The organism is Streptomyces sp. NPDC102274 (genome assembly GCF_044766385.1).
In the GTDB taxonomy this organism is placed as follows: Bacteria; Actinomycetota; Actinomycetes; order Streptomycetales; family Streptomycetaceae; genus Streptomyces.
This window is the reverse complement of sequence record NZ_JBIWLW010000023.1, coordinates 1-24,864: the sequence shown is the minus strand read 5'-3', so window position 1 is coordinate 24,864 and position 24,864 is coordinate 1. Positions and strand designations below refer to the sequence as shown.

Below are 24,864 nucleotides of genomic sequence, written 5' to 3'. Positions count from 1 at the left end.
CTCTGAACGTGCCGGGGGAGTTCAGAGGCGCAGGCCGTCGGCGACGCTGTCCAGAGCGCGGTGGACCAGGACGCGCAGATCGTCCTGGTTACCGTGCTCGCCCCAGTAGAGCGTGACCTCGCGCACCACGCTCAGCATGACCGCGACGAAGATCCGCAGCTCCAGGTCGTCGGGGGCGCGGCCGGTGCGCTCCGCGAGGACATCGCGGAGCAGCTTCGCCGACACCGACATGGCCTCGGTCATCCTGGCGCGGACCGCCGGGACTTCGACCATCAGCTTCGTCCGCTGTATCGCCTCGTCGTACTCGCTGGTCAGCATGGACTGAAGTGTCTGGTCGAAGAGGTGGCGGATGGATTCGAGCGGGGGTTCACCGGTCGGCCGGGCACGCAGTACGGACGTCATGACCGGGTCGTACTCGTCGGTGAGGACGATGTCCTCCTTGGTGGGGAAGTAGCGGAAGACGGTGGACGGGGAGACCTCCGACGCCTCCGCGATCTGCTCGATGGTCGTCGCCTCGTACCCCTGCTCCGCGATCAGCCCGTAGGCGGCTCTGCGGATCGCGCTCCTGGTCTTGATCTTCTTGCGTTGACGCAGGCCGAGCTGGGGCTGCTGCGCCGTGAGGGGGGTGTGAGAGATGGCGGCCATGTTTCTCATTGTCGGGCATCCCCGGGCGCCCGGACCCTGTGCGGACCCGGATCCGTGGGCGTCAGGAGTGCTGGTACGCCACCAGCGAGATGCCGACGAAGTGCGTGACGAACGCGACGAGGGTGAAGGAGTGGAACACCTCGTGGAAGCCGAACCAGCGCGGTGAGGGGTTGGGGCGCTTGAGTCCGTAGATCACCCCGCCCGCGCTGTAGAGCAGCCCGCCGACGACCACGAGCACGAGCACGGCGATCCCGCCGGTGCGCATGAAGTCCGGCAGGAAGAAGACGGCGGCCCAGCCCATCGCGATATAGCACGGGGTGTAGAGCCAGCGCGGCGCCCCGACCCAGAAGACCCGGAAGGCGATGCCCGCGGCGGCGGCGGCCCACACCGCCCAGAGCAGGGTCCGGCCGGTCGAGTCGGGCAGCAGCAGCACGGTCAGCGGGGTGTAGGTGCCCGCGATGATCAGGAAGATATTGGCGTGATCGAGCCGGCGCAGGACGGCCTCGCCGCGCGGGCCCCAGGTGCCGCGGTGATATATCGCGCTGACGCCGAAAAGCAGGCACGCTGTGAGTACGTAGATCCCGCACGCGATACGTGCGCGGGTCGAGCCGGTCAGGACGATCAGGGCCACCCCCGCTATCAGCACGGCGGGGAACATCCCCGCGTGCAGCCAGCCGCGCAGTTTCGGTTTGACCGGGCTCGGCAGCTGGATCTCGACCGACCCCCCTCCAGAGCGCGGGGGGTCTGTCCGCGGGGGGCCGGCGAGCGGATCGGGAGTGGTGTCAGTCATGACCTCATGCTACCTACGGGGCCGTAGGTTACGCCTCGGTACGGAAGACCCCGGATGCCATGTATGTGCCGTCGAGATGACGTGTGCGTGCCACGCGAGTGGCGATGCTCACGTGTGAGGCCCTCTGGACATATGGGCGAATGAGTCGGATGATCAAATGAGTGCGGTCGGCACCGGATGAGCGGCTACGAAGCATCCGGGTCGCGGCCCCCAAGGGGCACAACCTCAAAAACCCTCATCAAGGAGCAATCGTGGCGCGCGATATCGCGGCTCCCAGCACCGTTCCCAGCAACCACCAGGAGCTGATCTCCTGGGTCGACGAGATCGCAGCAATAACGCAGCCGGACAGGGTGGTCTGGTGCGACGGGTCCGAGAGCGAGTACGAGCGCCTGTGCGAGGAGCTCGTCGCCAAGGGCACCTTCACGAAACTCGACCCGATCAAGCGGCCGAACTCCTACTACGCCGCCTCCGACCCCTCCGACGTGGCACGCGTCGAGGACCGCACCTTCATCTGCTCCGAGAAGGAGGAGGACGCGGGCCCGACGAACCACTGGAAGGCACCGGCGGAGATGCGCCAGATCTTCACGGGGGACGAGGGCGTCTTCCGCGGCTCGATGCGCGGTCGCACGATGTACGTCGTGCCGTTCTGCATGGGCCCGCTGGGCTCACCGCTCTCCGCGATCGGCGTCGAGATCACCGACTCCGCGTATGTCGCGGCCTCCATGCGCACCATGACCCGCATGGGACAGCCGGTCCTGGACGAGCTGGGCTCCGACGGCTTCTTCGTGAAGGCGGTCCACACGCTGGGCGCGCCGCTCGCCGAGGGCGAGGCCGATGTGCCGTGGCCGTGCAACTCCACCAAGTACATCTCGCACTTCCCCGAGTCCCGCGAGATCTGGTCGTACGGCTCCGGCTACGGCGGCAACGCTCTGCTGGGCAAGAAGTGTTACGCGCTGCGGATCGCGTCCGTCATGGCGCGCGACGAGGGCTGGCTCGCGGAGCACATGCTGATCCTCAAGCTCACGCCCCCGCAAGGGGAGCCGACGTACGTCGCCGCGGCCTTCCCCTCCGCGTGCGGCAAGACCAACCTCGCCATGCTGGAGCCCACCATCTCCGGCTGGACCGTGGAGACCATCGGCGACGACATCGCCTGGATGCGGTTCGGTGCGGACGGCCGGCTCTACGCGATCAACCCCGAGGCGGGCTTCTTCGGTGTCGCGCCCGGCACCGGCCAGCACACCAACGCCAACGCGATGAAGACCATGTGGGGCAACTCGGTCTTCACCAACGTGGCGCTCACCGACGACGGCGACGTCTGGTGGGAGGGCATGACGGAGGAACCGCCCGCGCATCTCACCGACTGGAAGGGCAACGACTGGACGCCGGAGTCCACCACGCCCGCCGCCCATCCCAACGCCCGCTTCACCGTCCCGGCCGGGCAGTGCCCGATCATCGCGCCCGAGTGGGAGGACCCCAAGGGGGTCCCGATCTCGGCCATCCTCTTCGGCGGCCGCCGCGCCTCCGCCGTACCGCTGGTCACCGAGTCCTTCGACTGGCAGCACGGCGTCTTCCTCGGAGCCAACGTCGCCTCCGAGAAGACGGCGGCCGCCGAGGGCAAGGTCGGCGAGCTGCGCCGCGACCCGTTCGCCATGCTGCCGTTCTGCGGCTACAACATGGGCGACTACATGGGCCATTGGGTCAAGGTCGGCTCGGACGCCGCGCGGGAAGGACGCCAGTCGAAGCTGCCGAAGATCTACTACGTGAACTGGTTCCGCAAGAACGACGCGGGCGAGTTCGTCTGGCCCGGCTTCGGTGAGAACAGCCGCGTCCTGAAGTGGATCGTCGAGCGGCTGGAGGGCAGGGCGGCGGGCGTCGAGACCCCGATCGGCATCCTTCCGACCAAGGAGGCCCTGGACACCGAGGGCCTGGCGCTGTCCGACTCCGAGCTGGACTTCCTGCTCTCGGTCGACAAGGAGGTGTGGCGCGAGGAGGCGGCGCTCGTCCCCGAGCACCTCAACACCTTCGGCGACCACGCGCCCAAGGAGCTGTGGGAGGAGTACCACGCCCTGGTCGAGCGCCTGGACTGACGGCCGCCCCGCCACCCGCCACCCGCCGGCGCGGGCGGGTGGCGGCACCGGCGCACGCCGGCCCGCGTCCCCGGAAGCCCCGGTAAATCCTGACCTTGTTGGTCAGGATCTTCAGACAGCACACATCAGGCTGGGGCGCCTGGGCTCGAAGTGGTCAGAGGCTCGGTCGATGCGGTTGCAAGCCGGTCGGCCAGCCGGAGGGCCAGCGGCCCGGCGGGCAGGAGGAAGCGGCCTTCTTCTGCGGCCACCAGCGCATCGCTGATGCGCCACACATGAGCTTGAAGTCGACCTCGGTGGGGGTGAGTTCCTGCGGCCCACAGGTGAGGCCACGGGCCTCGAACAGGTGGATGCGCGCGGTGGAGCCCAACGTCATGACGTACGAACCGAGCGGATGCCACGACTCGGCTGTGACGCCTGCTTCCTCGCGGAGTTCACGGCGCGCGCACTCCAAGGGGCTTTCGCCGTCTTCGCGGCGTCCGCCGGGCAGGAAGAGGTATTCGCCTCCGTGGGCCGGAAAGTCGGCGCTCAGCAGGGCGACCAGGCCGTCCGCGTCGCGCGCCACGACCACGGAGGCGTCGGGCATTACTCCATCGCTCATGGGGACTGAGCGTAGCGGTCACCCGTGCACCCAGGCCGCGTATGGCACGTTCCATGCGACGGGGTGGGCGATGCCGCGGCCCTGATAGCCGTCGTCGCCGTATGCGTCGCCGTGGTCAGCGCACAGGATGACCAGCCACCGTCTCTTGGACGTGAGCACGTCGAGCAGCCGCCCCAGGTGCTCGTCGGCATACGCGAGCGCCGCGGCCTGCGAGGCAGTGGTGTCTGTGCTGCTGTCGAGGTAGTGCCCGTGCGGCACGTGCGTAGCGGAGACGTTGACGAACAGGAACAGCGGGCGCCGGCCGTCGTACGTGTCGGCAAGTGCGAGGGCCTGGTCGACTTGGTGGCGGGTGGAATCGATCTCCGGGGAGCAGAACTCGGACCGCCAGTGGGCTTCCTGAAACATGGCGGGCAGGACCGACCCGAGGGGAGTCTCAGCGGAGAAGTAGGTGACGCCGCCGACGCACACTGTGCGGTAGCCGTGCAGGGCAAGGCCGTCGAGGAGATTGGGGGCGTCGAACACGAACGTCTCGGGTGGCACAGTCTTGAAGGCCGGCGGGCGGCATTCCCACAGCCGTGGTGGCTGGTGGGGGTGTGGGAGCTTGGGCAGGAAGCCGGAGAAGAAAGCCATGTGGGCGGGCAGGGTGAAGGTGCCGGGGGTCTGCCGGCGCTCCCACATTCCGCCGGGCAGGAGTTTGGCCAGGCGCGGAGTGCGGCCTTCGTCGAAGGCAGTTTGGGCGACGTCGTGGCGCAACGAATCCAGGGTGACGAACAGGATGCTGGTCCCGGAATCGATGATCTGGGCTGCGTTGATCACAAACGGCCTCCGTCGGTGAGTAGCGGATGCCAGGACTCGATCGTTCCTTTGGCCTGCGCGTTCACCGGGAGTGGGACGCGGTCCTCGGCGATGAGGCGCCGAATCTCCGCAAGGCCGTTGGTGTCGTCGAGGACGATGCCCTGCCGGTTGTAGAGCCGGACGTGCACGATGGCGTCGTCGTTGGAGCCGTCCACGGACAGCCAAGCGCCGGGAACTCCTCGTAAGTCCTTCAGAGCGAGCAGCAGCCGGGCTTCGGTCTGATGGCCCAGGTAGCGGACGTTGCAGGCATAGTGCTGGGCGTTGATCGCGCCGCGACAGAAGGAATCGGCGAACTCGGTGATGGCATGGTGCCCGTCGTGGGCCACGGCGATGCGTCTCGCCTTCTGAGTGACAATCAGACAGGCCGCCAGCCACCAGGCGACGCCCTCGTGGATCTGACCGGGGAATCGGCCGACCGCGCCGCCGTTGCGGATGACAGCCTCAGCGTCGATGGGGTTGAGCACGGTCGTTCTCCAGGTAGGTGGTGATCCAGTCGGCGAGGTTGTCGGGGGTCTTGCCGTCGGTGTCGACCCAGACCGCAGTGTTGTCAGTGGCGGCCACAGTCGCGAAGTTCTCCAGGAGTTGGGACAGGCGGCCCGGAACGGTGAGGAGATCGGTGTCGTCTTTCTTCGCATCCGGTTTGCCGGCCAGCCGTTCGCGTAGTGCGGCCTCGGAGCAGTGCAGGTAGAACGTGTGGGTCGGAGTTTCCAGATAGGGGCGGAACGGCTCCAGGAGACGGGAGACGTGGTCGACATCCACGTGGTGCGCGGCTGCGTGGCAGGCGATCACGGAAAAGACGTAGCGGTCGGCGACGACCGGGCCGAGGGTGCGAGTCAGGCGTAACGAGTCAGAGGCGTGCAGCACGCCGGACAGGTAGAACGCGAACTGGGGCAGGGGGCGCAGCTTGGCGTTCACCGCTGATGACCAGCCGGTGTGCGGCTGCGCCAGCGTGTGCAGACTGCTTGCTTCCGTGCGCTTCGTCAACAGGCTGGTGAGCGTGGTCTTTCCGATGCCGGAGACACCTTCGAGCACGATGAACGGACCGCACGGGCTCTCGTCGTACAGGGGTTGGTAGGCGGGCGGCAGGCTCACAGGGTCCCCTCGGTGAAACGCGTGATCTGTCCGGCCACGGCCTCGACAGGGCGCTTCGGGTCGGCCAGAAGCTCGTTGACATTCATGCGCAGGTCGTCGCGGAGGAGGCAAGGCTGCACGCCGCCGTCGTGATCGACGCGCATTGCCCAGAAGCCCTCGACACACCGGGAGCGCAGCGGGCAGGTGCCGCACTGGCCGACGTGATGGCGGCCCAGATTTCGGTGGATCACATCGATCTCGACGCCCTCGACACAGAAGACGCGGCGGCCTTGACCGACACCGGCCACTTCGGTGTGCTCGTCCGAGGTGAGCGTGCGCAGATAGGCCACGATCGCGTCGGCCGACACAGCGGAGGCGGCTCGCGCTTCGTTGAAGCCGGTGCTGACCAGCTCGATGAACTGCATCGGCAGGCGCCGCTCAAGTGCGAAGTCCAAGATGCGCTCGACTTCGTGCGCGTTCTCTTTCTGGAGCAGGGTGTTCAGCTCTACCCGCTCGAAGGTCGCGCGGGCCGCCTCGATGCCGTCGAGCACTGTGTCGATCCCGATGCGGGTGCCGGCGATGGCGCGCAGGGTTTCGTCGGAGAAGTAGTGCAGTGACACCTTCACCTTGTCCAGACGGGTGCGGGCCAGCCAGGACTGGTGGGTGCGGATGCGGGTGCCGTTGGTGATCAGGGTGTAGGAGGCGTCCGGGCCTTGTTCAGGCAGTCGCTCCAGGACAGGCCGGGCCATCGGAGAGGTCAGGGGCTCTCCGCCGGTGAAGTACACGCGCTTGAGCCCCGTGTTCATCAGGGCGTCGATCAGTGTCAGGTAGCCGTCCGGGGAGAGTGTGCGGCTGCGCGGCTGCTGTGAGCGGTCCTGCTGGGTCAACGGGGGCGGTACGTCCCCTTCGTTGTGGCAGAACCAGCAGGCGATGTTGCAGCGCGGGGTGAACGAGACACGGAGCTGGCCGCGCAGGGCCCGCGAAGTTCTGTAAGGCCGTGTGGTCGACGCCGGCGACGGCAACAGGATCGGGCAGTGGGTACATCCTGACCTCCGGACAGGGTGCACGCGAAGCGGTTGATGCCGCCCGCGTGCTGCGAAGAACGCGTTGACAGGTTGTGCCTTACACCCCGGCGCGAGGTGCGTTCGTGCCCTCAGAGGCCAGACGCAGCCCATTGGCCTCCCCCTCGCCGCGGTCGTGGTCTCCCGGCCTCCTCCATCAGCAGGTCCAGGAGATCCAGAGCCGCCAAAGCCCGCCGACGCATCAGTCCCCGGCCAGCTACGAACCCCACCGGCAGCGTTTCCACCCGCACGGCACGCGCCCGCTCGGTCACCACGGCCGCCTCACGGCCCAGCTGCTCCTGGTCCATGCGGAGCATGGCGGTCACGAGCCGCATCAGAGCTGCCCCCAACTGCTCTGTCAGTTGCTCGACATGCGGCGGAGAGGGATCCCCGAACTCGCCGAGAACCGCCTCAAGACTCTCGTAGATGCCTTCCAGAATGACGGGCATGGGCAGTCCCTGAAGTCCACACAGGACCCGCTCCAGCGTCTCCGAGTCGTCGGAAAACCTGCGACCCAGCGGAGACTGGACCGGGGTGATGATGTCAGTGGCCACACTCACAACACCTCCACCCCCGGCTCGACGAGGACACGCACGGTCTTGCCGTAGTCGTGCCGTGGGTACCAGGACAGTCGGCCCCCGAAATGACGCACCATCAGCAGGCCACGACCACTCTCGTCATCCGGCCCCGGCTCGATCACCTCACCGAACTTCGGAAAGGAATCCACGGGATCGGACACGTCGATGACCAGCCTCTCGCTCTCGTGGATAGCCAGGCGCACCGTCAGTAAGTGACCAGGGATGCGACCGTGGTCGATGGCGTTCGAAACCAACTCGGACACCATCAGCACCGCGCTCTCCGCATCCCCACGCCAATCCATCAGCGTCAGGTATCTACGGGCGTGTATGCGGGCGAGAGAGACCACTCCGTAGACCATCGTGTAGTCCATCGACCATTCACGGACCACGGACTCAGTCAAGACCGGATCAACATCTTGCGCACTCACAGGCCCCTCCATCGTGGGTCGGGCTCTCACCCAGTACCCCTCAGGCCGTCGCTCGGAAAGGAGTTGCTACGACATGGAGTTCACATCTCGCTCAACACCGTGAGCGGGTGGACACTTAGAGCGAACCGTGTTCACCGCGAAGTGGGTATGACCCCGAGGGCCGCAAGGTGGTCAAGGTGGTCAAAGATCAACGCCGGCGAATCCTCTTGCGTGACATCGAGACAGGCCCTCTAAGGGCTGTCCCTACGGTGTATGTTCCGATGCCGTTACCGCTTCACCGCAATGCAAGGTCGGCAAAGTGGTCAAAGATCATCTGAGGGCCAGGGGAGCGTCATGACGCGCGTGAGGAACGAGCGGCTAGCCGGGTTGCTCAACGAAGCGGCCTGGTCACGGGCACAGGCGGTGAACGCCTACAACCGTGTCGTATCTGAGTCGTCACATGACGGCGGAGGCGAAATCACGCAGATCGGGCGATCGCACTTGAGCATGTGGGTTGGCGGTACCCAGCCGTCGGGCCGTGCCCCCTTAGTCTTGGCACAAGCGTTCTCTCGACGTCTGAAGCGTGTGGTGACCACCGATGAACTCGGCTTCACGGTCGCCAACTCGCCGGCGCCGGGAGCCTTGGACTGGCGTGTCGATCCGCTGATCACGCTGACCGACTTGGGGAGATGCGACTTGGATGGGGACCGGCGGAAGCTACTGGCCGGTGCGGTGTACTCGACCGTCGGCCTAGGATTTCCGAACCACGAATGGTGGGGAGCGATGGCCCGCCAGCCGACTGACACATCCCTGAGCGGGCAACGGGTTGGCCGGGGCGATGTCGCAACCGTCCAGGAATTGACGGTGGCTTTCTCAAGGATGGACCAGCGGCGAGGGGGCGGACACGGCCGAAAGGCTCTTGTCCAGTATCTGCATTCCGACGTCAGGGACTTCCTGCACGGTCGCTTTCCGAATGCTCGGGTGCGAAGTGCGATGTTCTCGGCCGCAGCAGAACTGTCTTATCTTTCAGGATGGATGGCCTTTGACAACGGCGAACATGCAATCGGCCAGCAGTACTTCGTACTGGCGGTAAAGCTCGCTGCGCAGGCTGATGACCCTCCCCTCATCGGCCACATCCTCCGGGCCATGGCCCACCAGTCACTAGACCTGGGTTTTTCGCAGCGAGGGCTCGAACTCGCGACAGCGTCTGTACAGGGTGATCGTTACGCGTCGGCCACACCCAGGGAGCGGGCCCTGCTCGGCGTGATCCACGCCCGCAGCCTGGCAGCTACAGGACGAAGGCAGCAAGCCACGAAGGCACTTCTGCTCGCCGAAGACGACCTTGCGACAGCGAGCGACGACATTCCGGAGCCCAATCGGACGTTCTTCTTCGGTGAGGCAGCACTCGCACACGAGACTGTGTGCACACTCAAAGACCTTGGTGACCACCGCGGCGCCATGCGCGAATTTCGGCACTCTGCCCGCACCCGTGGGGCGGCGTTCCGGCGCACACACGCTGTAACGCTTGGATACCTTGGGGCCACACAGATGGTGGGAGGTGGTGTCGAGGAGGCCTGCGCCACCTGGAGCAACCTCCTGGAGTCGATGGAAGATGGCATCTACTCCGGAAGAGCACGTCAAGCTGTCGTCGATATGCGCCGACTCCTGTCCCCGTACAAGCGGCGTAACATCGCGGCCGTCGCGGCTGTTGACGCCCGTGCCACCGCATACCTGGCACAGATACATTGACTGGCGATAACGAATCGAGTGAGGGGACGCGGGTATGACGCAACCGCTCGAAATCAAGCCGATCGGCACCGTGGTCGGGGGAGTTTCAGAGGTGGTGGACGACTATTGGGGCGACATCGGGTCGATCATTCGCCTCAATCCGGACTTTCCGCAAGAAGTCGTTCAGGGTTTGGAGGAGTTCTCCCATCTGATAGTCATCTGGCACTTCGACCAAGCGTCGAGCGACGATGTTGCCCTCCATGCCCGAAGCCCCCGGAACAACCCCGCTTGGCCGCCGAGTGGCACGTTCGCGCATCGAAACCACCGAAGGCCCAACCAGCTGGCGACGAGTTTCCCCAGGTTGAAGAAGGTAGAGGGGCTGGACCTACACGTCACGGACCTGGACGCTGTCCACGGCACAGCCGTGTATGACCTGGGTCCCTTCTTCACGGAAATGGGGCCGCGTGGCACAATCCGCGAACCTCTTTGGCCGAACGAGATGCTGTCGGACTACTGGTCTGTCCAGCGTTGACCGGTAGGAAGCGGGCGGCTGGGGCCGCGGCCTCGCCATCGTCGGCAGGGTCGTCACCGCCCACGGCGGCTCCGGCCACGCCGATCAGGATTCCGCGCCCGAGGCCTGCGGCAGGTTCGTTCCTACAGCCCCGGTCAGTCCTTGCTCCGCTCCTCCAAGTACCGCGTATGCGTCTCCTGCCTGCGCGACTCCGCCTCCCGCAGCGCCGTCGCCAGCGCGCGCGCCTCGTCGTAGAGCACCGTCAACTGGCGCTCCAGATGGCGTTCCGGCGGCTCGGTGCCCGGTTGGAGACGGGTCCACCAGCGGGTGCGTACGAAGGTGTCCACCGACTCCGGGATGTCCTGGCGGACCGCCCTGGACAGGGTGTGGACCGCCTCCGGGTCCACGGCCAGGGCGTCCGTGACCCAGCCCGGCTCCAGCAGGGCGGCCAGGGTTTCGGTCAGCTCGGTCAGCCGGCCGGCGGCGGCGGGAGGCAGGTCCACCTCGCCCAGATAGGACATGAGCTGCTCGAAGTCACCGCGCAGCTCGTCCAGTTGCTCGGACGGGTCGGTGAAGGGCGGCGCCTCGGGACGCTCGGGCGGGGCGAGCAGCGCGCCCGCGCCGTACAGTCCGGCGACGACCACCGGCCAGTACGCGCCCGCGAGTCCGGTGAAGGTGAGGGCCAGTCCCGCCAGCCCCGCCGCGCTGCCGGTGAGGTTCTTGCGGGACTCCACGTATCCGAGGAATCTACTGGTAGCCACGGATCTCCTCGAAGGCCCCGTCGAGCGAGCCGGCCGTCGCGTCGAACAGCCGCCCGCCCGTCAGATCGGCGATATGCGTCAGCTCCGCGCGGTCCGAGTCGCCGAACAGGATCGGGAAGACGGGCGTGGCCCGCTGGGCTGCCGGCAGGTTCGCGTAGAAGGCGTCGAAGTCGCCGGGGCTGCTCCCGGTGGTGTTCTCGCCGTCCGTCATCAGCACGATCGAGGTGAAGGCGTCGGCGCCGCCCGTGCCCAGCCGCGCGTACGCCTCCCGCAGGCTGCTGTAGATCGCCGTGTCGCCCGACGCGGTCAGCGCCCCGGCGTCCGTACGGATCCCGTTCAGCGCGGTGGCCGGGTCGCGCGGGTCCACCGTATGCGTACGGATCCGCTTCACCGACGAGCCGAACGGCATCAGCGTCACCTCCTCCCGGTCCCGGAAGCGCTCCCCGGTCGCGGAGTCGTCCGTGCCCGTGAGCCCGGCCAGCGCCGCCTTGAGCCGGGACAGCCGCTCACCGTTCATCGAGCCCGAGGTGTCCAGTACGTACACAGTGCGTGAGGGCCGGCGCAGCTGGTTCTCGTACGAGTCGAGCAGCCCGTCCGCGACCGAACGCGAGCCGGGGAAGGGCAGTTCGCGCCGCTTCTCGCCGTCCAGCCCCGCCGCGGGCTTCACCGACGGGACGACCGGGCGGCGGAACGTCTCCTCGGTCAGCGCCCGCTGCGCCTCCGGGCCGCGCAGATACGAGGTGAGCGCCTGGCCGGACTCCCGCGCCTCCTGGGACGCCGATGTCAGCAGCGTCAGCGGGTAGTCGGCGGTCACCACCCCGTCCTTCGGGCGGATCACGGTGAGTCCGGTATGGCTGTCGCGGTTCATGGAGAGCAGCACCGACTCGTAGTTGACCAGCGCGTCCACGCTGCCGCGCCGGGTGTACGCGCCGGCCAGCCAGCCGGAGGACCCGGAGGTCAGCTTCTGCCCGGTGAAGAACTCCTTCAGCTTCGGCGCCGCCCGGCGCACATCCGTGTCCGTCAGCGCGGACTGCGCGCCCGACAGCCCGGAGGCGACCGAGATCAGCGCGGAGAAACCGGAGTTGGAGCGTACGGGGTCGGTCATCCCGTACGTCAGCTTCCCGGCCACCACCGCCTGGTGCACCTGGGACCAGGTGACCTCGTCCGGCTGCCAGCCGAGCCGGGCGACCGTGGCCGCCTTGACGCCGAGGGCGACGGGGGAGGACATGACCGGTGTCTCGTTGGTGAGGCGCTTGGCCGTGTCCGGGTGCAGCCGCAGATAGTCGTTGGACGACAGCCACACCGCGTCGTACTTCCCGTCGGCCTTGCCGGACGCGATCAGCTCGGCGGCGTCCAGCGTGCCGGTCCAGGTGGGGCGTACCTTCACGCCGGTCTTCCGCTCCGCCTCGTCCAGCACGCCCCGCATGTCGGCGAGTTCGCTGGAGGCGAGCACCCGCAGGGTGCCGGGGTGGTACGCGGTGTCGGCGCCGTCGTCGCCGGGGTCCTTCGACCCGCCGCCCGACGAGCAGGCGGTGGCGGTGAGCAGCGCCGCGATCAGCGTGGCCGTCAGCCTCAGCCGTCGTCTCACTGAAGGCCGCCTTCCAGCGCGCCCGCGGACCGGGTCCGCTCCAGATGCGTGCTCGCGGTCCGGAGCTCCGCCGTCAGCGACTCCACGGTCGACGCCATCGACTCCGTCGCCTGGATCTTGTACGTGTCGATCGCGTCCAGCGTCCGGTAGATCTGCTGGAACGCCGACCGCAGCGTCTCCGCCCCGACCGCCGGGTCCGCCGCGATGCGCTGGATCTCACCGCTCTGGGTGGCGAGCATCTCCGCGTTGCCCCGGATCAGGTCCTCGGTGGTCGAGCGCAACACGTTCACCTGCTCGGTCACCTTGCGCTGGTTGTCCAGGGCCGAGGCCAGCATCACGGCGATCCGCAGCGCCGAGACCGTGGTGGTCGCGGCCCGGTCGACGCCCTTGATCAGCTCCTCGTTGTTGCGCCGTACGACGTCCATCGCCAGATAGCCCTGCGCACACACCGCGAGCTGGGTCAGCAGGTCCTGGTGCTTCTGCCGGACGGGGAAGAGGACATCGGCGCGCAGCGCGTCGGCCTGCGTCGGGTCGGTCATGTCGACCGCCGTGATGCGCTCCCCGATCGCGGTGTCGAGCGCCTCGGTGAGGACCGCGTACTCCTGGAGCTTGCCCATGGTCTCCCACAGGCGCGTGCGCTCGGTGTGCAGCGCGGCGTTGTCGCGCCGCAGTTCGTCCTGGCCGCCCCTGAGCGAGCTGACGATCCGGTTCAAGGTGGCCTGCGAGGAGGCGTACTTGGCGGCGTGGTCGCGCAGTTTGTTGCCGCCCGGCAGCCGGGAGAGGAGCTTGCGGGCGCCCTTGCCCGGGGTGTCGCGCGGGTCCAGGTCCTCGACCGTACGGCGCAGTTCGACGAGCGAGGACGACACCCGGGACTGGGCTTCCTCGCCGCCGGACGCGAGCGAGCGGATCGTACGGTCCAGCATCCGGTTGGACTGCTGGGCGGCGCCGCGGATCTCACCGGAGCCGAGGGCCGCGATCTCCCCGATGCGCGTGGTGAATTCGGGCGAGCGCGCGTCGAGGCCGGCGAGCGAGCCGACATAGTCCGTGGCGCGCCGGGTCATCTCGTCGCGTACGGAGGCGTCGAGCGGTACCAGCCCCGCCGCCTGTTCGGTACGCACCGGGGCGACGGGCTCGGGCGGCGTGAGGATCAGCTCGCTCGGCGCGCCCGCCGTGTTGTCTGTGGTCATCTGGTCCCCCTGAATATGAGCTGATGCCGGGAAAACATCAGGAGCGGCTGCGCCGCGCCATCGCCTGGAGCCACTTGGTGGTGGGCACTTGCACCTGGTGGACGCCGGTCAGCGTCTGGTTGAGATAGGCCGCGTGGGGTGCGGTCGCCGCGTTGAACTCGGGCGCCGCTCCCTGCGGGCGGAAGCCGTGGCGTACCACCAGCTCGCGCAGCCGTTTGTCGGTGGTGAGCAGCTCGCCGAGCGCGCGGCCGTCGTCGGTGAGCGGGACGAGAGTGTGGGCGCTGTTGACCGTGGTGTCCGGATAGAGCACCACCATGTCTCCGACGTCCTGCTTCTGGAGCAGCAGCGAGGCCACCTGCGACTCGTACACCAGCACCAGCGGATTGCCCGCGCCGGTGATGAAGTCCCGGAACGGCGCGTCGGAGCTGGTCTGCTGGGTACCCTGCGGCGCGATCAGCTTCCTGAGCAGCGGCGCTGTACGGTCGACTCCACCGGCGTCGGAGACGAGTCCGCCGTTGGCGATGAAGGACGCGGCGGCGAGATAGAGCGCGCCGGAGTTGGAGGTCTCGGGGTCGGTGCTGCTGATGAAGACCGTCCCCTTCAGCTCGGCGTGCGCCGAGGCGCCCTTGAGCTGCTGCCAGGTACGGTCCGCGCGGACCGCGTCGAGGAACGGGTCCATCCGGAGCGTGCCGCGCGCTTCGGCGCCCGGCTTCCCGTCGAGAGTGGCCAGCCCGTTGCGTGCCAGGACCTGGGCGACCGGGCGGTGCGCGACGACGACGAGCGGCGAGTAGAAGGGCCGCAGCGGGCTGCCGGACACCTTGTACTTCGTGTCCAGCTCCGTGGCCGGGGCCTCGGACGCCGGAAAGGCGAAGTCATAGCCGGTGAGGGGCAGTTCCTCCATGGCCCAGGAACCCGAGGTCTCCGTCTTGACGGTGAAGCCCTTGTCCGCCAGGGCCTTCACCACATCGGGATCGGCGAAGAACTCGCTCTTCTCCGAACCGATCACACCCCGCACGGTCTTCGTTCCCGAGTCTTCCCGGCCTGCTACGACGGCCGCTGCCACGCCGCCGATCAGCAGCACCGCCAGAACGATTCCTACGATGCGTTTCACGAGGGAAGCGTGCTCCCAGAAGCCTATGTTCTGGGGGGAGTTGGGTGTACGGAAGGTGAAGGGCCCATCCCGGTGCGGAACCGGAGGCATGCGTTCGTCCTGATCCGGCCGACGTGCGGAACCGGAGGGATCCGTTCGTCCCGACGCGACCGAGACCGGACCGCGTCATACACCGGACCGCGTCATACACCGGGCCATGCCATGTGTGGCGCCCGGTCCGCGCGCCTCCGCGGCCCGCGGACCGGGGCCGTCAGTGGGCGCCGACGAGCCGGGGCTCGTGCAGCGCGGCGGTGTGCGCGTCCATGCGCTCGGCGGAGAGGATCGCCGCCGCGGTGTCGGCGCGCGAGGCGGCGACGACCAGGGCGCGGCCCGCGAGGGCGAGCGCGCGGCGGTGCAGCGCGGCCGGATCGGCGCCGGTGAGCCCTGCGTGCCGGGCCGGCGGGGCCCCGCGCAGCCTGGCGATCTGTCCGGCGATGGACTCGGCGGCCTCGTCGAGGCCGAGCTCGTCCGTGACGGCGAGCAGCGCGGAGAGATGCCCGGCGAGCTGGATGTTCAGCTCTTCCTCGCGGGTGCGGTGGGGGAAGTCGGCGGTGTCGGCCAGCGCGTGGACCGACTTGGTACGGATCGGCTCGTACATAGGAGGGCCTCCTGGCGTGGTCAGGAGACCATCCTACCTTGGATTCAGTCTAAAGTTGAGAGCGGTCTGACGGCTGTCGGCGTTGACCGACTGCCGGCGGTGTCCGCCGAAAGAGTGACCGCGGCGGGCTACGGCTGGGAATATCCCTCCAGGAACCTGCCGATCCTGGTCACCGCGTCGGCCAGATCCTGGGCCGCGGGCAGCGTCACGATCCGGAAGTGGTCCGGTTCCGGCCAGTTGAACCCCGTGCCGTGCACGACCATGATCTTCTCGGTGCGCAGCAGATCGAGCACCATCTGCCGGTCGTCCTTGATCTTGTAGACCTTGGGGTCGAGCCGGGGGAAGAGATAGAGCGCGCCCTTGGGCTTTACGCAGGTCACGCCCGGGATCGAGGTGAGCAGGTCGTACGCGGTGTTCCGCTGCTCCAGGATCCGGCCGCCCGGCAGCACCAGATCCTGGATCGACTGCCGGCCGTTCAGCGCCGTGGCCACCGCGTGCTGCGACGGCATATTGGCGCACAGCCGCATATTGGCCAGGATCGTCAGCCCCTCGATGTACGACGCGGCGTGCGCCTTGGGGCCGCAGACCGCCAGCCAGCCGGAGCGGAACCCGGCCACCCGGTAGTTCTTGGAGAGCCCGTTGAAGGTGAGGGTGAGCAGATCGGGCGCGACGGCGGCGGTCGGGGTGTGGGTGGCCCCGTCGTAGAGGATCCGGTCGTAGATCTCGTCGGAGCAGACGATCAGATGGTGGCGGCGGGCGATCTCGGTGAGCGCGCCGAGCATCTCCTCGCCGTAGACGGCGCCGGTCGGATTGTTCGGATTGATGATCACGATCGCTTTGGTCCGATCGGTGATCTTCCGCTCGATGTCGGCGAGGTCCGGCATCCAGTCCGCCTGCTCGTCACAGCGGTAGTGCACGGCCGTACCGCCCGCGAGCGAGACCGAGGCGGTCCACAGCGGATAGTCCGGGGCGGGTACGAGCACCTCGTCGCCGTCGTCCAGCAGCGCCTGCATCGACATCTGGATCAGCTCGGAGACGCCGTTGCCGAGATAGATGTCCTCGACGCCCAGCTCGATGCCCTTGGTCTGGTAGTGCTGCATCACCGCGCGGCGCGCGGACAGCAGCCCCTTCGCGTCGCCGTAGCCGTGTGCGCCGGACAGGTTGCGGAGCATGTCCTCAAGGATCTCCGGCGGGCACTCGAAGCCGAAGGCCGCGGGGTTGCCGGTGTTGAGCTTGAGGATGCGGTGGCCCGCTGCTTCCAGGGCCATCGCCTCATCGAGGACCGGGCCCCGGATCTCGTAACAGACGTTGGCGAGCTTCGTCGACTGGATGACCTGCATGGCGGCCACCTTACGGCGCCGCGGGCGGGGGTGCCCGGTGGTTTTGGCCACGTCCGAACCACTTCGCCCCCGCAGAACCACTTCGCCCGCCTCGCGACGCCGTCGCGCGCGCCGGGCGGTGCGCGCGGGTCTGGCGGATCTCGCTTACTTAAAATAAGGTACTGAGGAAATCGGCCGGGCCCGGTCGGTGGCAGTTCCGCTCGACCCGTCCCGCTTGGCCGGTTCCCAGAGGCCCGTGCCCCGCGGCCGACAGTCGCCATCCATGTCTTCCGAGAGGTCATCGTGTTCATCGCCTATGCCGTCGTCGGCATCCTGCTCGCCGTCGCCCTGACCGGCTCCGCCGTCGGTACCTTCACCCGGCAGGAGAAGATCGTCGGCTCGATGCTCGGGCTCGGTGTGCCCGAGAGCTGGCTGCCGCGCCTTGCCACGCTGAAGGCGGCGGGCGCTGTCGGACTGATCGTCGGGCTCTGGGTGCCGCTGCTCGGCGCCGCCGCCGCGATCGGCGTGGTCCTCTACTTCATCGGCGCCGCCGTCACGCATCTGCGGGCCAAGGACTACGCGATCGCGCCGGTCGTCGTCCTCTTCCTGCTCGCCGTCGCCGCGCTGGTGCTGCGCCTGGCCTCGGCCTGAGCGATCGGAGAATGCCCCGGCGGCCATCACGTGGTCGCCGGGGCATTCTTCTTGCCGCGGTGAGCCGGGCGCTCTCGGCCGCCGGCCGGCCGGGATCGGCCGTTCAGGTGGTGCGGCGCACCGAGCGGCCCGCCAGGACATTCGTGCGGCGGCCGTCCTCGATCACGAACCGGCCGTCGATCAGCACATGCGGGATGCCCACCGGCGGCGTGCGTGGTTTCTCGAAGGTGGAGCCCGCCGCGACGGTGTCCGGGTCGAAGAGGACCAGGTCCGCGCGGTAGCCCTCGCGGACCAGGCCCCGGTCGGGGAGCCGGAGCCGGGCGGCGGGGCGAGCGGTGAGGTGCGCCACGCACTCCTCCAGGGTCAGGACACCCAGCTCCCGCGCGTACCGGCCGAGATAGTGCGGGAACGTGCCATAGGCGCGCGGATGCGGCTTCGCGCCCTGGAGGATGCCGTCGCTGCCGCCCGTGTGGACGCGGTGGCGCATGATCTGCCGGACGTTCTCCTCGTGTCCCACATGCTGGAGGATCGTCGAGCCGAGCCGGTCCTCGATCAGCAGCCTGCGCGCCGTCGTCCACGGGGCCTCGCCCGCCCGCGCCGCCGAGTCCGCGACCGTCCTGCCGACATGGTCCGCGAGACCGGGGGCCGAGACGCCGGAGATCTCGATGGTGTCCCACTCGATGGGCACGCCATGACAGCCGTCCGCGCCGATGACCTCCATGTGGTGGCGGATCCTCTCGGCGGTCGCCCCGTCGCGCAGCCGCTCCAGGATCGCGTCGGGACCGCCCTCACTCGCCCAACTGGGCAGCATCGCGACGAGCGTCGTGCACCCGGGGGTGTACGGATACGTGTCGAGCGAGATGTCCGCGCCCGCGCCCAGGGCCTCGTCGAGCAGTGTGAGCAACTCGGGCGCCCTGCCCTTGTTCACACCGAAGTTCATGGTGGCGTGGGCGAGATGCAGGGCGCAGCCCGCCTTCCGGGTGAGCGTCACCATCTCCTCGTACGCCTGGAGCGCACCGGCGCCGTACGAGCGGTGATGCGGGCAGTAGTAGCCGTCGTACCGCGCCACCACCCGGCACAGCTCGGCCAGTTCCGAGTCGTTCGCGTACATCCCGGGCGTGTAGGTCAGCCCCGAGGACATCCCGACCGCGCCCTGCTCCATCGACTCGGCCACCAATTGCTTCATGCGGGCGAGTTCGGCGTCCGTGGCGGGCCGGTCGTCCCAGCCGACCGCGTACATACGGACCGTGCCCTGCGGGACCAGATACGCGGCGTTGACCGCGATGCCCCCGCCGTCGAAGCCCTGGCCCTCGAAGGCGCGGTCGAGCCGGTCGAGATAGCCGCCGACCGTGCGCCAGTCGAAGTCGACGGTGGTGTCCCCGGGCGCACCGCCGTTCCAGCCGGTGATCGTCTGCCGGACCTGCGCGAGGGTCGCGTCGTCCACGGGCGCGTACGACAGCCCGTCCTGGCCGATCACTTCGAGGGTGACGCCCTGCGCGGCCTTCGCGGAGTGGTCGGGGTCGCGCAGCAGGGCGAGATCGCTGTGCGCGTGCATGTCGATGAAGCCGGGGGAGAGGGCGAGCCCGGCGGCGTCCAGGACGCGGGCGCCGGACGGACGCGGCTCGCCCTCGCGCCGTATCGCCGCGATACGGCCGTCCTCGACGCCGACATCGGCGCGGTACGAAGGGCCGCCCGTGCCGTCGATGACCCGTACGTCGCGAATGACGAGATCCATGTGCGGGCTCCTCAGAAGAACGTACGGACGAGGTCGGTGACCGTGCCGTCCGCCTCCACCAGCGGGATCAGCTGCCACTTGTCGAACGACGTACAGGGGTGGGACAGCCCCATGCCCACCCAGTCGCCGACCTCCAGGGCGGCTTCGGGCGCCGTGGTCAGCCAGCCGTGCTGGTCGGACAGGCCCGTCACCGTGATCCCCGCCGCCGGGCGGATCTCGCCGGTCCTGCCGTCCCGTACCACCTGCGCCACCGGCAGATCGAGGTCGTACGCCGCGTCCCGCTTACCGGCGTTGACGAACGCCTGCCCGGCCGACGGACGGGAGACGACCTGCGCCCAGAGCCGGAAGGCGGGCTGGAGGGAACCCTCCTCTGGAACGCGGTTGAAGGGGGTGAGATGGCGGTAATGGCCGTCGTCGTGCGAGACGTACGCGCCGGAGCGCAGCAGCTTCAGCACGGGCCGGGAGAGGGCGGGGACCTCCGCGAAGACATCGGCGACCGCGTCGAACCACGCGCTGCCGCCCGCGCTGAGCACGATCTCGTCCGTGTCCCCGAACCGCCCCGCCGCGTCGAACTCCGCGGCCAGCGCGACCAGTCGGCGCAGCCAGGCGCGGACCTTCTCGCCGTCCGCTCCCGGCACCTCGCCCTCGTAACCGGCGACCCCGGTCAGCCGCAGGGTCGGTACGGCGGCCACCGCGTCCGCGACCGCCGCGCACTCCGCCTCCGTACGCGCGCCGGTACGCGCCCCCTCACCGGCGCCCAGCTCGACCACGACCTCCACCGGGCGGCCGGCGCCGGCGGCGCGCAGGGCCTCGTCCATCAGCTCGACGCCGCGCACGGAGTCGACGTAGCAGATGAGGCGGAAGCCGGGGTCGCGGTCCAGCTCGGCGGCGAGCCAGCGCAGCGCCGCCGCGTCGACCACTTCATTGGCGAGGAAGATCCGCTGGATGCCGAACGCGCGGTAGACGCGGGCCTGGTGGGGCACGGCGGCGGTGATGCCCCAGGCGCCGTGCTCCAGCTGGCGCGCGAAGAGCCGCGGGGACATGGAGGTCTTGCCGTGCGGGGCGAAGGCGAGGCCGTGGCGCTCGGAGTAGGTCTCCAGGAGCGCGAGGTTGTGCTCGACCGACTCGGCGGAGAGGGCGAGGACCGGGGTGGTGAAGCCACCGGTGAACAGGGAGCGGCGCTCGGCGGCGAGTGCGCCGACGGTGAGGCCGTCGGCGTCCGGCGGGAGGGCCTTGAAGCGGTGGTCGACGCGCTCGTCGCTCAATTCCTTGAGCCCCTTGGGCCCCTTGAGCTCGTTCAGCTCGTCCGTTCGTCGTCCGGCGGCCATGGAGCCTCCCCACTGTCGATATCGTTGCACTACATGCAATGACCATTGCGCATATCGCTCAGGGCTGTCTAACATCCGAGCCGACAGCGGGTCAATGGTGACCCGTCACGGTGACCGGCGCGGGCCGGTCGAGCGGCGAGGAGCCCCAGAGTGACCGGAACCGTAGACACGGACCTCCACCCCGGCGTGGATGTCGTCTGCCTCGGTGAATCCATGGTCACCTTCCTGCCCTCGCTCCCGGGCCGCCTCGCCGACGTCCCCTCCTTCGCCCGTACGATCGGCGGCGCCGAATCCAATGTCGCCTGCGCGCTGGCCGCGGCCGGGCACACCGTCAAGTGGGTCAGCCGGGTCGGCGCCGACGGCTTCGGCGACCATCTCGTCGACGCGATCGCCGCGTACGGGGTCGACACCTCGGGCGTACGCCGCGACCCGGACCGGCCCACCGGCATCTACTTCCGTACGGCGACGGACCGCGCCACCGACGCGCACGAGGTCGCCTACTACCGGGCGGGCTCCGCCGCCTCCGCGATGGCGCCGGGGACCCTGTCGTACGACGACCTGTGGGCCGGGCGCCTGCTGCACGTGTCGGGCATCACGGCCGCGCTCTCGGACGACTGCCTCGCCCTGATGCGTGAGCTGACCGCCCGCGCGCCGGGACGCCCGCTGCTCTCCTTCGACGTCAACCACCGTCCTGGGCTCTGGCGCGACGGCTCGGGCGCCCGCGTCCTGCTGGATCTCGCCCGGGGCGCCGATCTGGTCTTCGTCGGTGAGGACGAGGCGGCCGAGGCGTGGGGCCTGCACGGCGGGGACGCGATCCGGGCCGCGCTCCCGGAGCCGGCGACGCTGGTGGTGAAGCGGGGGAGCGCGGGGGCGACGGTGTACGAGCGGGAAGTGGGCGGCGTGGACGCGGGCCGCGTTACCGGGGGCCAAGGCGACGGGGGAGGCCAAAGCGACGGGGGCCAAGGCGACGAGGGCGCCGACACCGTCACGTCCGTGCCCGCGCTGCGCGTCGATGTCGTCGCACCCGTCGGCGCCGGGGACGCCTTCGCCGCCGGATTCCTCTCCGCGACCCTCCGCGGTCTGCCCGCCGCCGCCCGGCTCCGGCACGGCCATCTGACGGCCGCGGCGACCCTCACCGTCCCCGGAGACCTCGGTACGCCACCCTCCCGGGCGGACGCCGACCGGCTCGTGGACCTCGACGCCGCCGCCTGGGGCACACTTCGTCTCGGCCCCGGCTGGACGGCGGTCACGGAGCAGGAGGTACGTACCCCATGAGCCAGACCGTCGACCGGGCACTGAGCATTCTGCCGCTGCTCGCCCAGGGGCCCGCCGACCTCGGGAGGGTCGCCGACCGGCTCGGCGTCCACAAGTCCACCGCGCTCCGGCTGCTCCGTACGCTGCATGAACACGGACTCGTCTACCGCCAGCAGGACAACCGCTACCGCCTCGGCGCGCGCCTCTTCGCGCTCGCCCAGGAGGCCGTCGAGAATCTCGACATGCGCGACATCGCCCACCCCCATCTGGTCGCGCTCAACAGCCAGTGCGGCCATACCGTCCATCTCGCGGTGTACGAGGACGGCGAGGTCCTCTACATCGACAAGGTCGAGAGCCGTTACCCGGTCCGGATGTACTCGCGGATCGGCAAACCGGTGGCGATCACCGTGGCCGCCGTCGCCAAGCTGCTGCTCGCCGACCTCCCCGAGGCGGAGCGCCGCGCGCTCGCCGAACGCCTCGACTACCCCATGTACACGCCCCGTTCGAGCCCCAACGCGGCCGCCTTCCTCAAGGAGCTGGCGACCGTACACGAACAGGGCTGGGCCACCGATCTCGGCGGCCACGAGGAGTCCATCAACTGCGTCGGCGCACCCATCCGCGGTGCGGACGGCCGGGTCGTCGCCGCCATGTCGGTCTCCGCGCCGAATGTCGTCGTCACCGCCGAGGAACTCCTCACCCTGCTCCCGCTGGTGCGTCGTACCGCCGACGCGATCAGCGGGGAGTATTCCGGCAACACCCACCCCAGTCCCAGCAAGGACGCTTCATGACCGACAAGACCGCCAAGACCGCGCTGACCCCGGCGACACACACCACCCCGCCGGCGAAGTTCTCGCACGGCGTCCGCAAGGGCAACATCCTTCAGGTCGCGGGCCAGGTCGGCTTCCTTCCGGCCGTCGAGGGCCAGGCGCCCACCGTCGCGGGCCCGACCCTGCGCGAGCAGACCCTCCAGACCTTCGCCAACGTCAAGGCGATCCTGGAGGAGGGCGGCGCGAGCTGGGACGACGTCATGATGATGCGCGTCTACCTCACCGACGTCGACCACTTCGCCGAGATGAACGAGATCTACAACACCTACTTCGGCGAGCAGGGTCTGAAGGAAGCGCCCGCCGCCCGTACGACGGTGTATGTGGGCCTGCCCAAGGGGCTGTTGATCGAGATCGACGCGCTGGCCGTCCTCGGCTGAGCCGTAGCTCCATCGCGCCGCCGCTCCGTCCCTCCGTCGCCCGTCGTCCCTGTCCCGGAAACCCGCACCGCTGAACGTCTTACGCGTATCCGCGCCGCCGTACGGCACGGCGCCCGCCGACCGGGCGCCGTGTCGTGATCCCCCCATGCCCACGACCTAGAGGCTCCCCATGCTGCTCGCCGCTGACGCACCACCAGAGACCCCGCCCCACACCGGGGGTCTGCTGTTCCTGATGGACGGCACCGCCGGTCTGCTGACCGTCGCCGCCCTCGGCATCGTCCTGCTCCTCTTCCTGATCATCAAGGTCAGGCTCCAGCCCTTCGTGGCGCTGCTCGGCGTTTCCATAGCCGTCGGCCTCGCGGCGGGTCTCTCCGTCACCGAACTCTTCGGTACGGTCCAGAAGTCCGCCGCCGTCTCGATGATCGAGACCGGGATGGGCGGCATCCTCGGCCATGTCGCGATCATCATCGGACTCGGCACCATGCTCGGCGCGATCCTCGAAGTGTCCGGCGGCGCCGAGGTGCTGAGCGCCCGGCTGCTGAACCTCTTCGGCGAGAAGCGCGCCCCGCTCGCCATGGGCGTCACCGGTGTCGTCTTCGGTATCCCGGTCTTCTTCGACGTCGGCATCTTCGTGCTCGCGCCGATCGTGTACGCCGCCACCAAACGGTCCGGCAAATCGATCATGCTGTACGCGATGCCACTGCTCGCCGGCCTCTCGATGACCCACGCCTTCCTGCCCCCGCACCCCGGCCCGGTGGCCGCGGCAGGACTCTTCAAGGTGGACCTCGGCTGGGTCATCCTGATGGGCGTCATAGTCGGCGTCCCGGCCGTTCTCGCCGCGTGGGGCTACGCCGCCTGGATCGGGAAGCGCATCTTCGTCGAGGTTCCGCAGGACATGGTCGAGGCGGCGGAGGAGGCCAAGGCCGCGGTCGCCGCCGAGCAGCGCGCCGCGGGTGTCACCCCCCGGGAGACGCCGGTCGCGCTCGGCACGGTCCTCGCGATCATCGGCACCCCGCTCCTCCTGATCCTGCTCGCGACCTTCTCGTCGATCGCCCTCGACCCGTCGACGGGCCGCTCGGTCATCGAGTTCTTCGGCCACCCCTTCGTGGCGCTGACGATCGCGCTGCTGCTCGCGTACTACCTGCTGGGCATCAGGCGGGGCTGGTCCCGCAAGTCCCTGGAGACTGTCTCCACCGCCTCGCTCAAGCCGGTCGGCAACATCCTGCTCGTCGTCGGCGCCGGCGGTGTCTTCGGCGCGGTCCTCAAGGGCAGCGGGATCGCGGACGCCCTCGCCGACACCTTCAACGACGTCGGCCTGCCGGTCATCCTGCTGGCCTGGCTGATCTCGGTCGTCCTGCGCGTCGCCCAGGGCTCGGCGACGGTCGCGATCGTCACCACGGCCGGTATCGTCGTGCCGCTGGTCGAGGGCCAGGACCTCTCGCAGGCGCATCTCGCCCTGATCATCATGGCGATCTCGGCGGGCTCGATCTTCGCCTCGCATGTCAACGACGGCGGGTTCTGGATGGTCGCGAAGTACTTCGGCATATCGGAGCGCGACACCCTGAAGTCCTGGACGGTCCTGGAGACCGTGCTGTCGATGGCGGGCTTCGTGGTGGCGGCGCTGCTGAGTCTGGTCATCTAGGTCCGATACCCGGTATTGCATCTAGTACTACAGCCGGTGGTGTCACTGTCGGTTACGTCGGGTGCGGTAGTGGCTGGCTCGCGCCTGGGCTTGACGGCGTAGGCGCCAGCGGTGCC

The 24,864-nt window shown here is 68.9% G+C and carries 25 protein-coding genes; 8 read left to right on the top strand and 17 right to left on the bottom strand.

The genetic code is table 11. The features are described 5' to 3' along the window. Positions 1–21: 21 nt before the first annotated feature. Both ACIRQP_RS27245 and ACIRQP_RS27240 read right to left on the bottom strand, forming a co-directional pair. A complete protein-coding gene (locus ACIRQP_RS27245; protein ID WP_403893855.1) occupies positions 22–645 on the bottom strand; it encodes a TetR/AcrR family transcriptional regulator in 624 nt (207 codons plus the stop codon). 61 nt (positions 646–706) lie between these two features. Continuing rightward, the gene (locus ACIRQP_RS27240; RefSeq protein WP_403893853.1) at positions 707–1,435 is read right to left on the bottom strand and encodes a hemolysin III family protein; all 729 of its coding nucleotides are present in this window, start codon (positions 1,433–1,435) and stop codon (positions 707–709) included. A 251-nt stretch (positions 1,436–1,686) separates the two neighbouring features. Here ACIRQP_RS27240 and ACIRQP_RS27235 point away from each other — a divergent pair, with 251 nt between their 5' ends. After that, a complete protein-coding gene (locus ACIRQP_RS27235) occupies positions 1,687–3,522 on the top strand; it encodes a phosphoenolpyruvate carboxykinase (GTP) (RefSeq protein ID WP_403893851.1) in 1,836 nt (611 codons plus the stop codon). A gap of 154 nt (positions 3,523–3,676) precedes the next feature. Here ACIRQP_RS27235 and ACIRQP_RS27230 read toward each other — a convergent pair whose 3' ends face one another. The 7 genes from ACIRQP_RS27230 to ACIRQP_RS27200 all read right to left on the bottom strand — a co-directional run bounded on the left by ACIRQP_RS27230 (position 3,677) and on the right by ACIRQP_RS27200 (position 8,113). After that, the gene (locus ACIRQP_RS27230) at positions 3,677–4,120 is read right to left on the bottom strand and encodes an NUDIX domain-containing protein (protein WP_403893849.1); all 444 of its coding nucleotides are present in this window, start codon (positions 4,118–4,120) and stop codon (positions 3,677–3,679) included. An 18-nt stretch (positions 4,121–4,138) separates the two neighbouring features. Then, entirely contained in the window at positions 4,139–4,936 is a 798-nt protein-coding gene (locus tag ACIRQP_RS27225; RefSeq protein WP_403893847.1) for an STM4013/SEN3800 family hydrolase, read from the bottom strand. Next, positions 4,933–5,439 (bottom strand): hypothetical protein, encoded by a 507-nt coding sequence (locus ACIRQP_RS27220; protein WP_403893845.1) that lies wholly within the window; start codon positions 5,437–5,439, stop codon positions 4,933–4,935. Before ACIRQP_RS27220 ends, ACIRQP_RS27225 begins: the two co-directional genes overlap by 4 nt. Then, a complete protein-coding gene (locus ACIRQP_RS27215) occupies positions 5,417–6,067 on the bottom strand; it encodes a thymidylate kinase (protein WP_403893843.1) in 651 nt (216 codons plus the stop codon). The genes ACIRQP_RS27220 and ACIRQP_RS27215 overlap by 23 nt, the downstream gene beginning before the upstream one ends. Continuing rightward, a complete protein-coding gene (locus ACIRQP_RS27210) occupies positions 6,064–7,113 on the bottom strand; it encodes a radical SAM protein (RefSeq protein ID WP_403894108.1) in 1,050 nt (349 codons plus the stop codon). The genes ACIRQP_RS27215 and ACIRQP_RS27210 overlap by 4 nt, the downstream gene beginning before the upstream one ends. An 86-nt stretch (positions 7,114–7,199) precedes the next feature. Then, positions 7,200–7,661, bottom strand: a complete 462-nt coding sequence (locus tag ACIRQP_RS27205) for a DUF6415 family natural product biosynthesis protein (RefSeq protein WP_403893841.1) — start codon at positions 7,659–7,661, stop codon at positions 7,200–7,202. A 2-nt stretch (positions 7,662–7,663) separates the two neighbouring features. Beyond that, complete coding sequence (locus tag ACIRQP_RS27200; RefSeq protein WP_403893839.1) at positions 7,664–8,113, bottom strand: ATP-binding protein; 450 nt, start codon at positions 8,111–8,113, stop codon at positions 7,664–7,666. A 567-nt stretch (positions 8,114–8,680) separates the two neighbouring features. On the opposite strand from ACIRQP_RS27200, the gene ACIRQP_RS27195 reads away from it, so the two are divergent. Beyond that, entirely contained in the window at positions 8,681–9,841 is a 1,161-nt protein-coding gene (locus tag ACIRQP_RS27195) for a Tat pathway signal protein (protein WP_403893837.1), read from the top strand. A 34-nt stretch (positions 9,842–9,875) separates the two neighbouring features. Then, positions 9,876–10,352, top strand: a complete 477-nt coding sequence (locus tag ACIRQP_RS27190) for a TrmO family methyltransferase (RefSeq protein ID WP_403893835.1) — start codon at positions 9,876–9,878, stop codon at positions 10,350–10,352. Positions 10,353–10,486: 134 nt separating this feature from the next. Here the strand turns inward: ACIRQP_RS27190 and ACIRQP_RS27185 are convergent, their stop codons facing one another. The 6 genes from ACIRQP_RS27185 to ACIRQP_RS27160 form a co-directional block, all read right to left on the bottom strand. Then, entirely contained in the window at positions 10,487–11,092 is a 606-nt protein-coding gene (locus ACIRQP_RS27185) for a hypothetical protein (RefSeq protein ID WP_403893833.1), read from the bottom strand. Next, positions 11,079–12,680 carry a substrate-binding domain-containing protein gene (locus ACIRQP_RS27180; RefSeq protein ID WP_403893831.1) on the bottom strand — a complete coding sequence of 534 codons (1,602 nt, stop codon included), beginning with the start codon at positions 12,678–12,680 and terminating at the stop codon, positions 11,079–11,081. The genes ACIRQP_RS27185 and ACIRQP_RS27180 overlap by 14 nt, the downstream gene beginning before the upstream one ends. Beyond that, complete coding sequence (locus tag ACIRQP_RS27175; RefSeq protein WP_403893829.1) at positions 12,677–13,867, bottom strand: toxic anion resistance protein; 1,191 nt, start codon at positions 13,865–13,867, stop codon at positions 12,677–12,679. The genes ACIRQP_RS27180 and ACIRQP_RS27175 overlap by 4 nt, the downstream gene beginning before the upstream one ends. 37 nt (positions 13,868–13,904) lie before the next feature. Continuing rightward, positions 13,905–15,005, bottom strand: a complete 1,101-nt coding sequence (locus tag ACIRQP_RS27170; RefSeq protein ID WP_403894105.1) for a hypothetical protein — start codon at positions 15,003–15,005, stop codon at positions 13,905–13,907. A gap of 223 nt (positions 15,006–15,228) precedes the next feature. Next, positions 15,229–15,615, bottom strand: coding sequence for a hypothetical protein (locus ACIRQP_RS27165; protein WP_403893827.1), 387 nt, complete (start codon positions 15,613–15,615; stop codon positions 15,229–15,231). Between the two features lie 128 nt (positions 15,616–15,743). Further along, positions 15,744–16,955, bottom strand: a complete 1,212-nt coding sequence (locus ACIRQP_RS27160) for a pyridoxal phosphate-dependent aminotransferase (RefSeq protein WP_403893825.1) — start codon at positions 16,953–16,955, stop codon at positions 15,744–15,746. Positions 16,956–17,237: 282 nt separating this feature from the next. Between ACIRQP_RS27160 and ACIRQP_RS27155 the strand changes: the two genes are divergently transcribed. After that, positions 17,238–17,585, top strand: a complete 348-nt coding sequence (locus ACIRQP_RS27155) for a DoxX family protein (RefSeq protein WP_403893823.1) — start codon at positions 17,238–17,240, stop codon at positions 17,583–17,585. 103 nt (positions 17,586–17,688) lie between these two features. On the opposite strand, the gene ACIRQP_RS27150 is transcribed toward ACIRQP_RS27155, so the two are convergent. Together ACIRQP_RS27150 and ACIRQP_RS27145 are read right to left on the bottom strand one after the other, a co-directional pair. Continuing rightward, positions 17,689–19,320: an amidohydrolase family protein gene (locus ACIRQP_RS27150; RefSeq protein WP_403893821.1), complete on the bottom strand. Its 1,632-nt coding sequence runs from the start codon at positions 19,318–19,320 to the stop codon at positions 17,689–17,691. An 11-nt stretch (positions 19,321–19,331) separates the two neighbouring features. Beyond that, positions 19,332–20,648, bottom strand: a complete 1,317-nt coding sequence (locus tag ACIRQP_RS27145; RefSeq protein WP_403893819.1) for an amino acid deaminase — start codon at positions 20,646–20,648, stop codon at positions 19,332–19,334. A gap of 150 nt (positions 20,649–20,798) precedes the next feature. Between ACIRQP_RS27145 and ACIRQP_RS27140 the strand changes: the two genes are divergently transcribed. The 4 genes from ACIRQP_RS27140 to ACIRQP_RS27125 all read left to right on the top strand — a co-directional run bounded on the left by ACIRQP_RS27140 (position 20,799) and on the right by ACIRQP_RS27125 (position 24,748). After that, on the top strand, positions 20,799–21,923 hold the full coding sequence (locus ACIRQP_RS27140; RefSeq protein WP_403893817.1) for a sugar kinase: 1,125 nt from the start codon (positions 20,799–20,801) through the stop codon (positions 21,921–21,923). Then, on the top strand, positions 21,920–22,690 hold the full coding sequence (locus ACIRQP_RS27135; RefSeq protein WP_403893815.1) for an IclR family transcriptional regulator: 771 nt from the start codon (positions 21,920–21,922) through the stop codon (positions 22,688–22,690). The genes ACIRQP_RS27140 and ACIRQP_RS27135 overlap by 4 nt, the downstream gene beginning before the upstream one ends. Beyond that, positions 22,687–23,106 carry a RidA family protein gene (locus tag ACIRQP_RS27130; protein ID WP_403893813.1) on the top strand — a complete coding sequence of 140 codons (420 nt, stop codon included), beginning with the start codon at positions 22,687–22,689 and terminating at the stop codon, positions 23,104–23,106. The genes ACIRQP_RS27135 and ACIRQP_RS27130 overlap by 4 nt, the downstream gene beginning before the upstream one ends. Positions 23,107–23,275: 169 nt before the next feature. Beyond that, positions 23,276–24,748 carry a GntP family permease gene (locus ACIRQP_RS27125; RefSeq protein ID WP_403893811.1) on the top strand — a complete coding sequence of 491 codons (1,473 nt, stop codon included), beginning with the start codon at positions 23,276–23,278 and terminating at the stop codon, positions 24,746–24,748. The last annotated feature ends 116 nt before the right edge of the window (positions 24,749–24,864 follow it).

Bases quoted from the DNA above. Each gene is read 5' to 3' on its own strand.
- ACIRQP_RS27230 (WP_403893849.1), bottom strand. From the start codon at position 4,120: ATGAGCGATGGAGTAATGCCCGACGCCTCCGTGGTCGTGGCGCGCGAC.
- ACIRQP_RS27125 (WP_403893811.1), top strand. From the start codon at position 23,276: ATGCTGCTCGCCGCTGACGCACCACCAGAGACCCCGCCCCACACCGGG.
- ACIRQP_RS27130 (WP_403893813.1), top strand. From the start codon at position 22,687: ATGACCGACAAGACCGCCAAGACCGCGCTGACCCCGGCGACACACACC.
- ACIRQP_RS27245 (WP_403893855.1), bottom strand. From the start codon at position 645: ATGGCCGCCATCTCTCACACCCCCCTCACGGCGCAGCAGCCCCAGCTC.
- ACIRQP_RS27165 (WP_403893827.1), bottom strand. From the start codon at position 15,615: ATGTACGAGCCGATCCGTACCAAGTCGGTCCACGCGCTGGCCGACACC.
- ACIRQP_RS27175 (WP_403893829.1), bottom strand. From the start codon at position 13,867: ATGACCACAGACAACACGGCGGGCGCGCCGAGCGAGCTGATCCTCACG.
- ACIRQP_RS27160 (WP_403893825.1), bottom strand. From the start codon at position 16,955: ATGCAGGTCATCCAGTCGACGAAGCTCGCCAACGTCTGTTACGAGATC.
- ACIRQP_RS27240 (WP_403893853.1), bottom strand. From the start codon at position 1,435: ATGACTGACACCACTCCCGATCCGCTCGCCGGCCCCCCGCGGACAGAC.
- ACIRQP_RS27150 (WP_403893821.1), bottom strand. From the start codon at position 19,320: ATGGATCTCGTCATTCGCGACGTACGGGTCATCGACGGCACGGGCGGC.
- ACIRQP_RS27135 (WP_403893815.1), top strand. From the start codon at position 21,920: ATGAGCCAGACCGTCGACCGGGCACTGAGCATTCTGCCGCTGCTCGCC.
- ACIRQP_RS27190 (WP_403893835.1), top strand. From the start codon at position 9,876: ATGACGCAACCGCTCGAAATCAAGCCGATCGGCACCGTGGTCGGGGGA.
- ACIRQP_RS27145 (WP_403893819.1), bottom strand. From the start codon at position 20,648: ATGGCCGCCGGACGACGAACGGACGAGCTGAACGAGCTCAAGGGGCCC.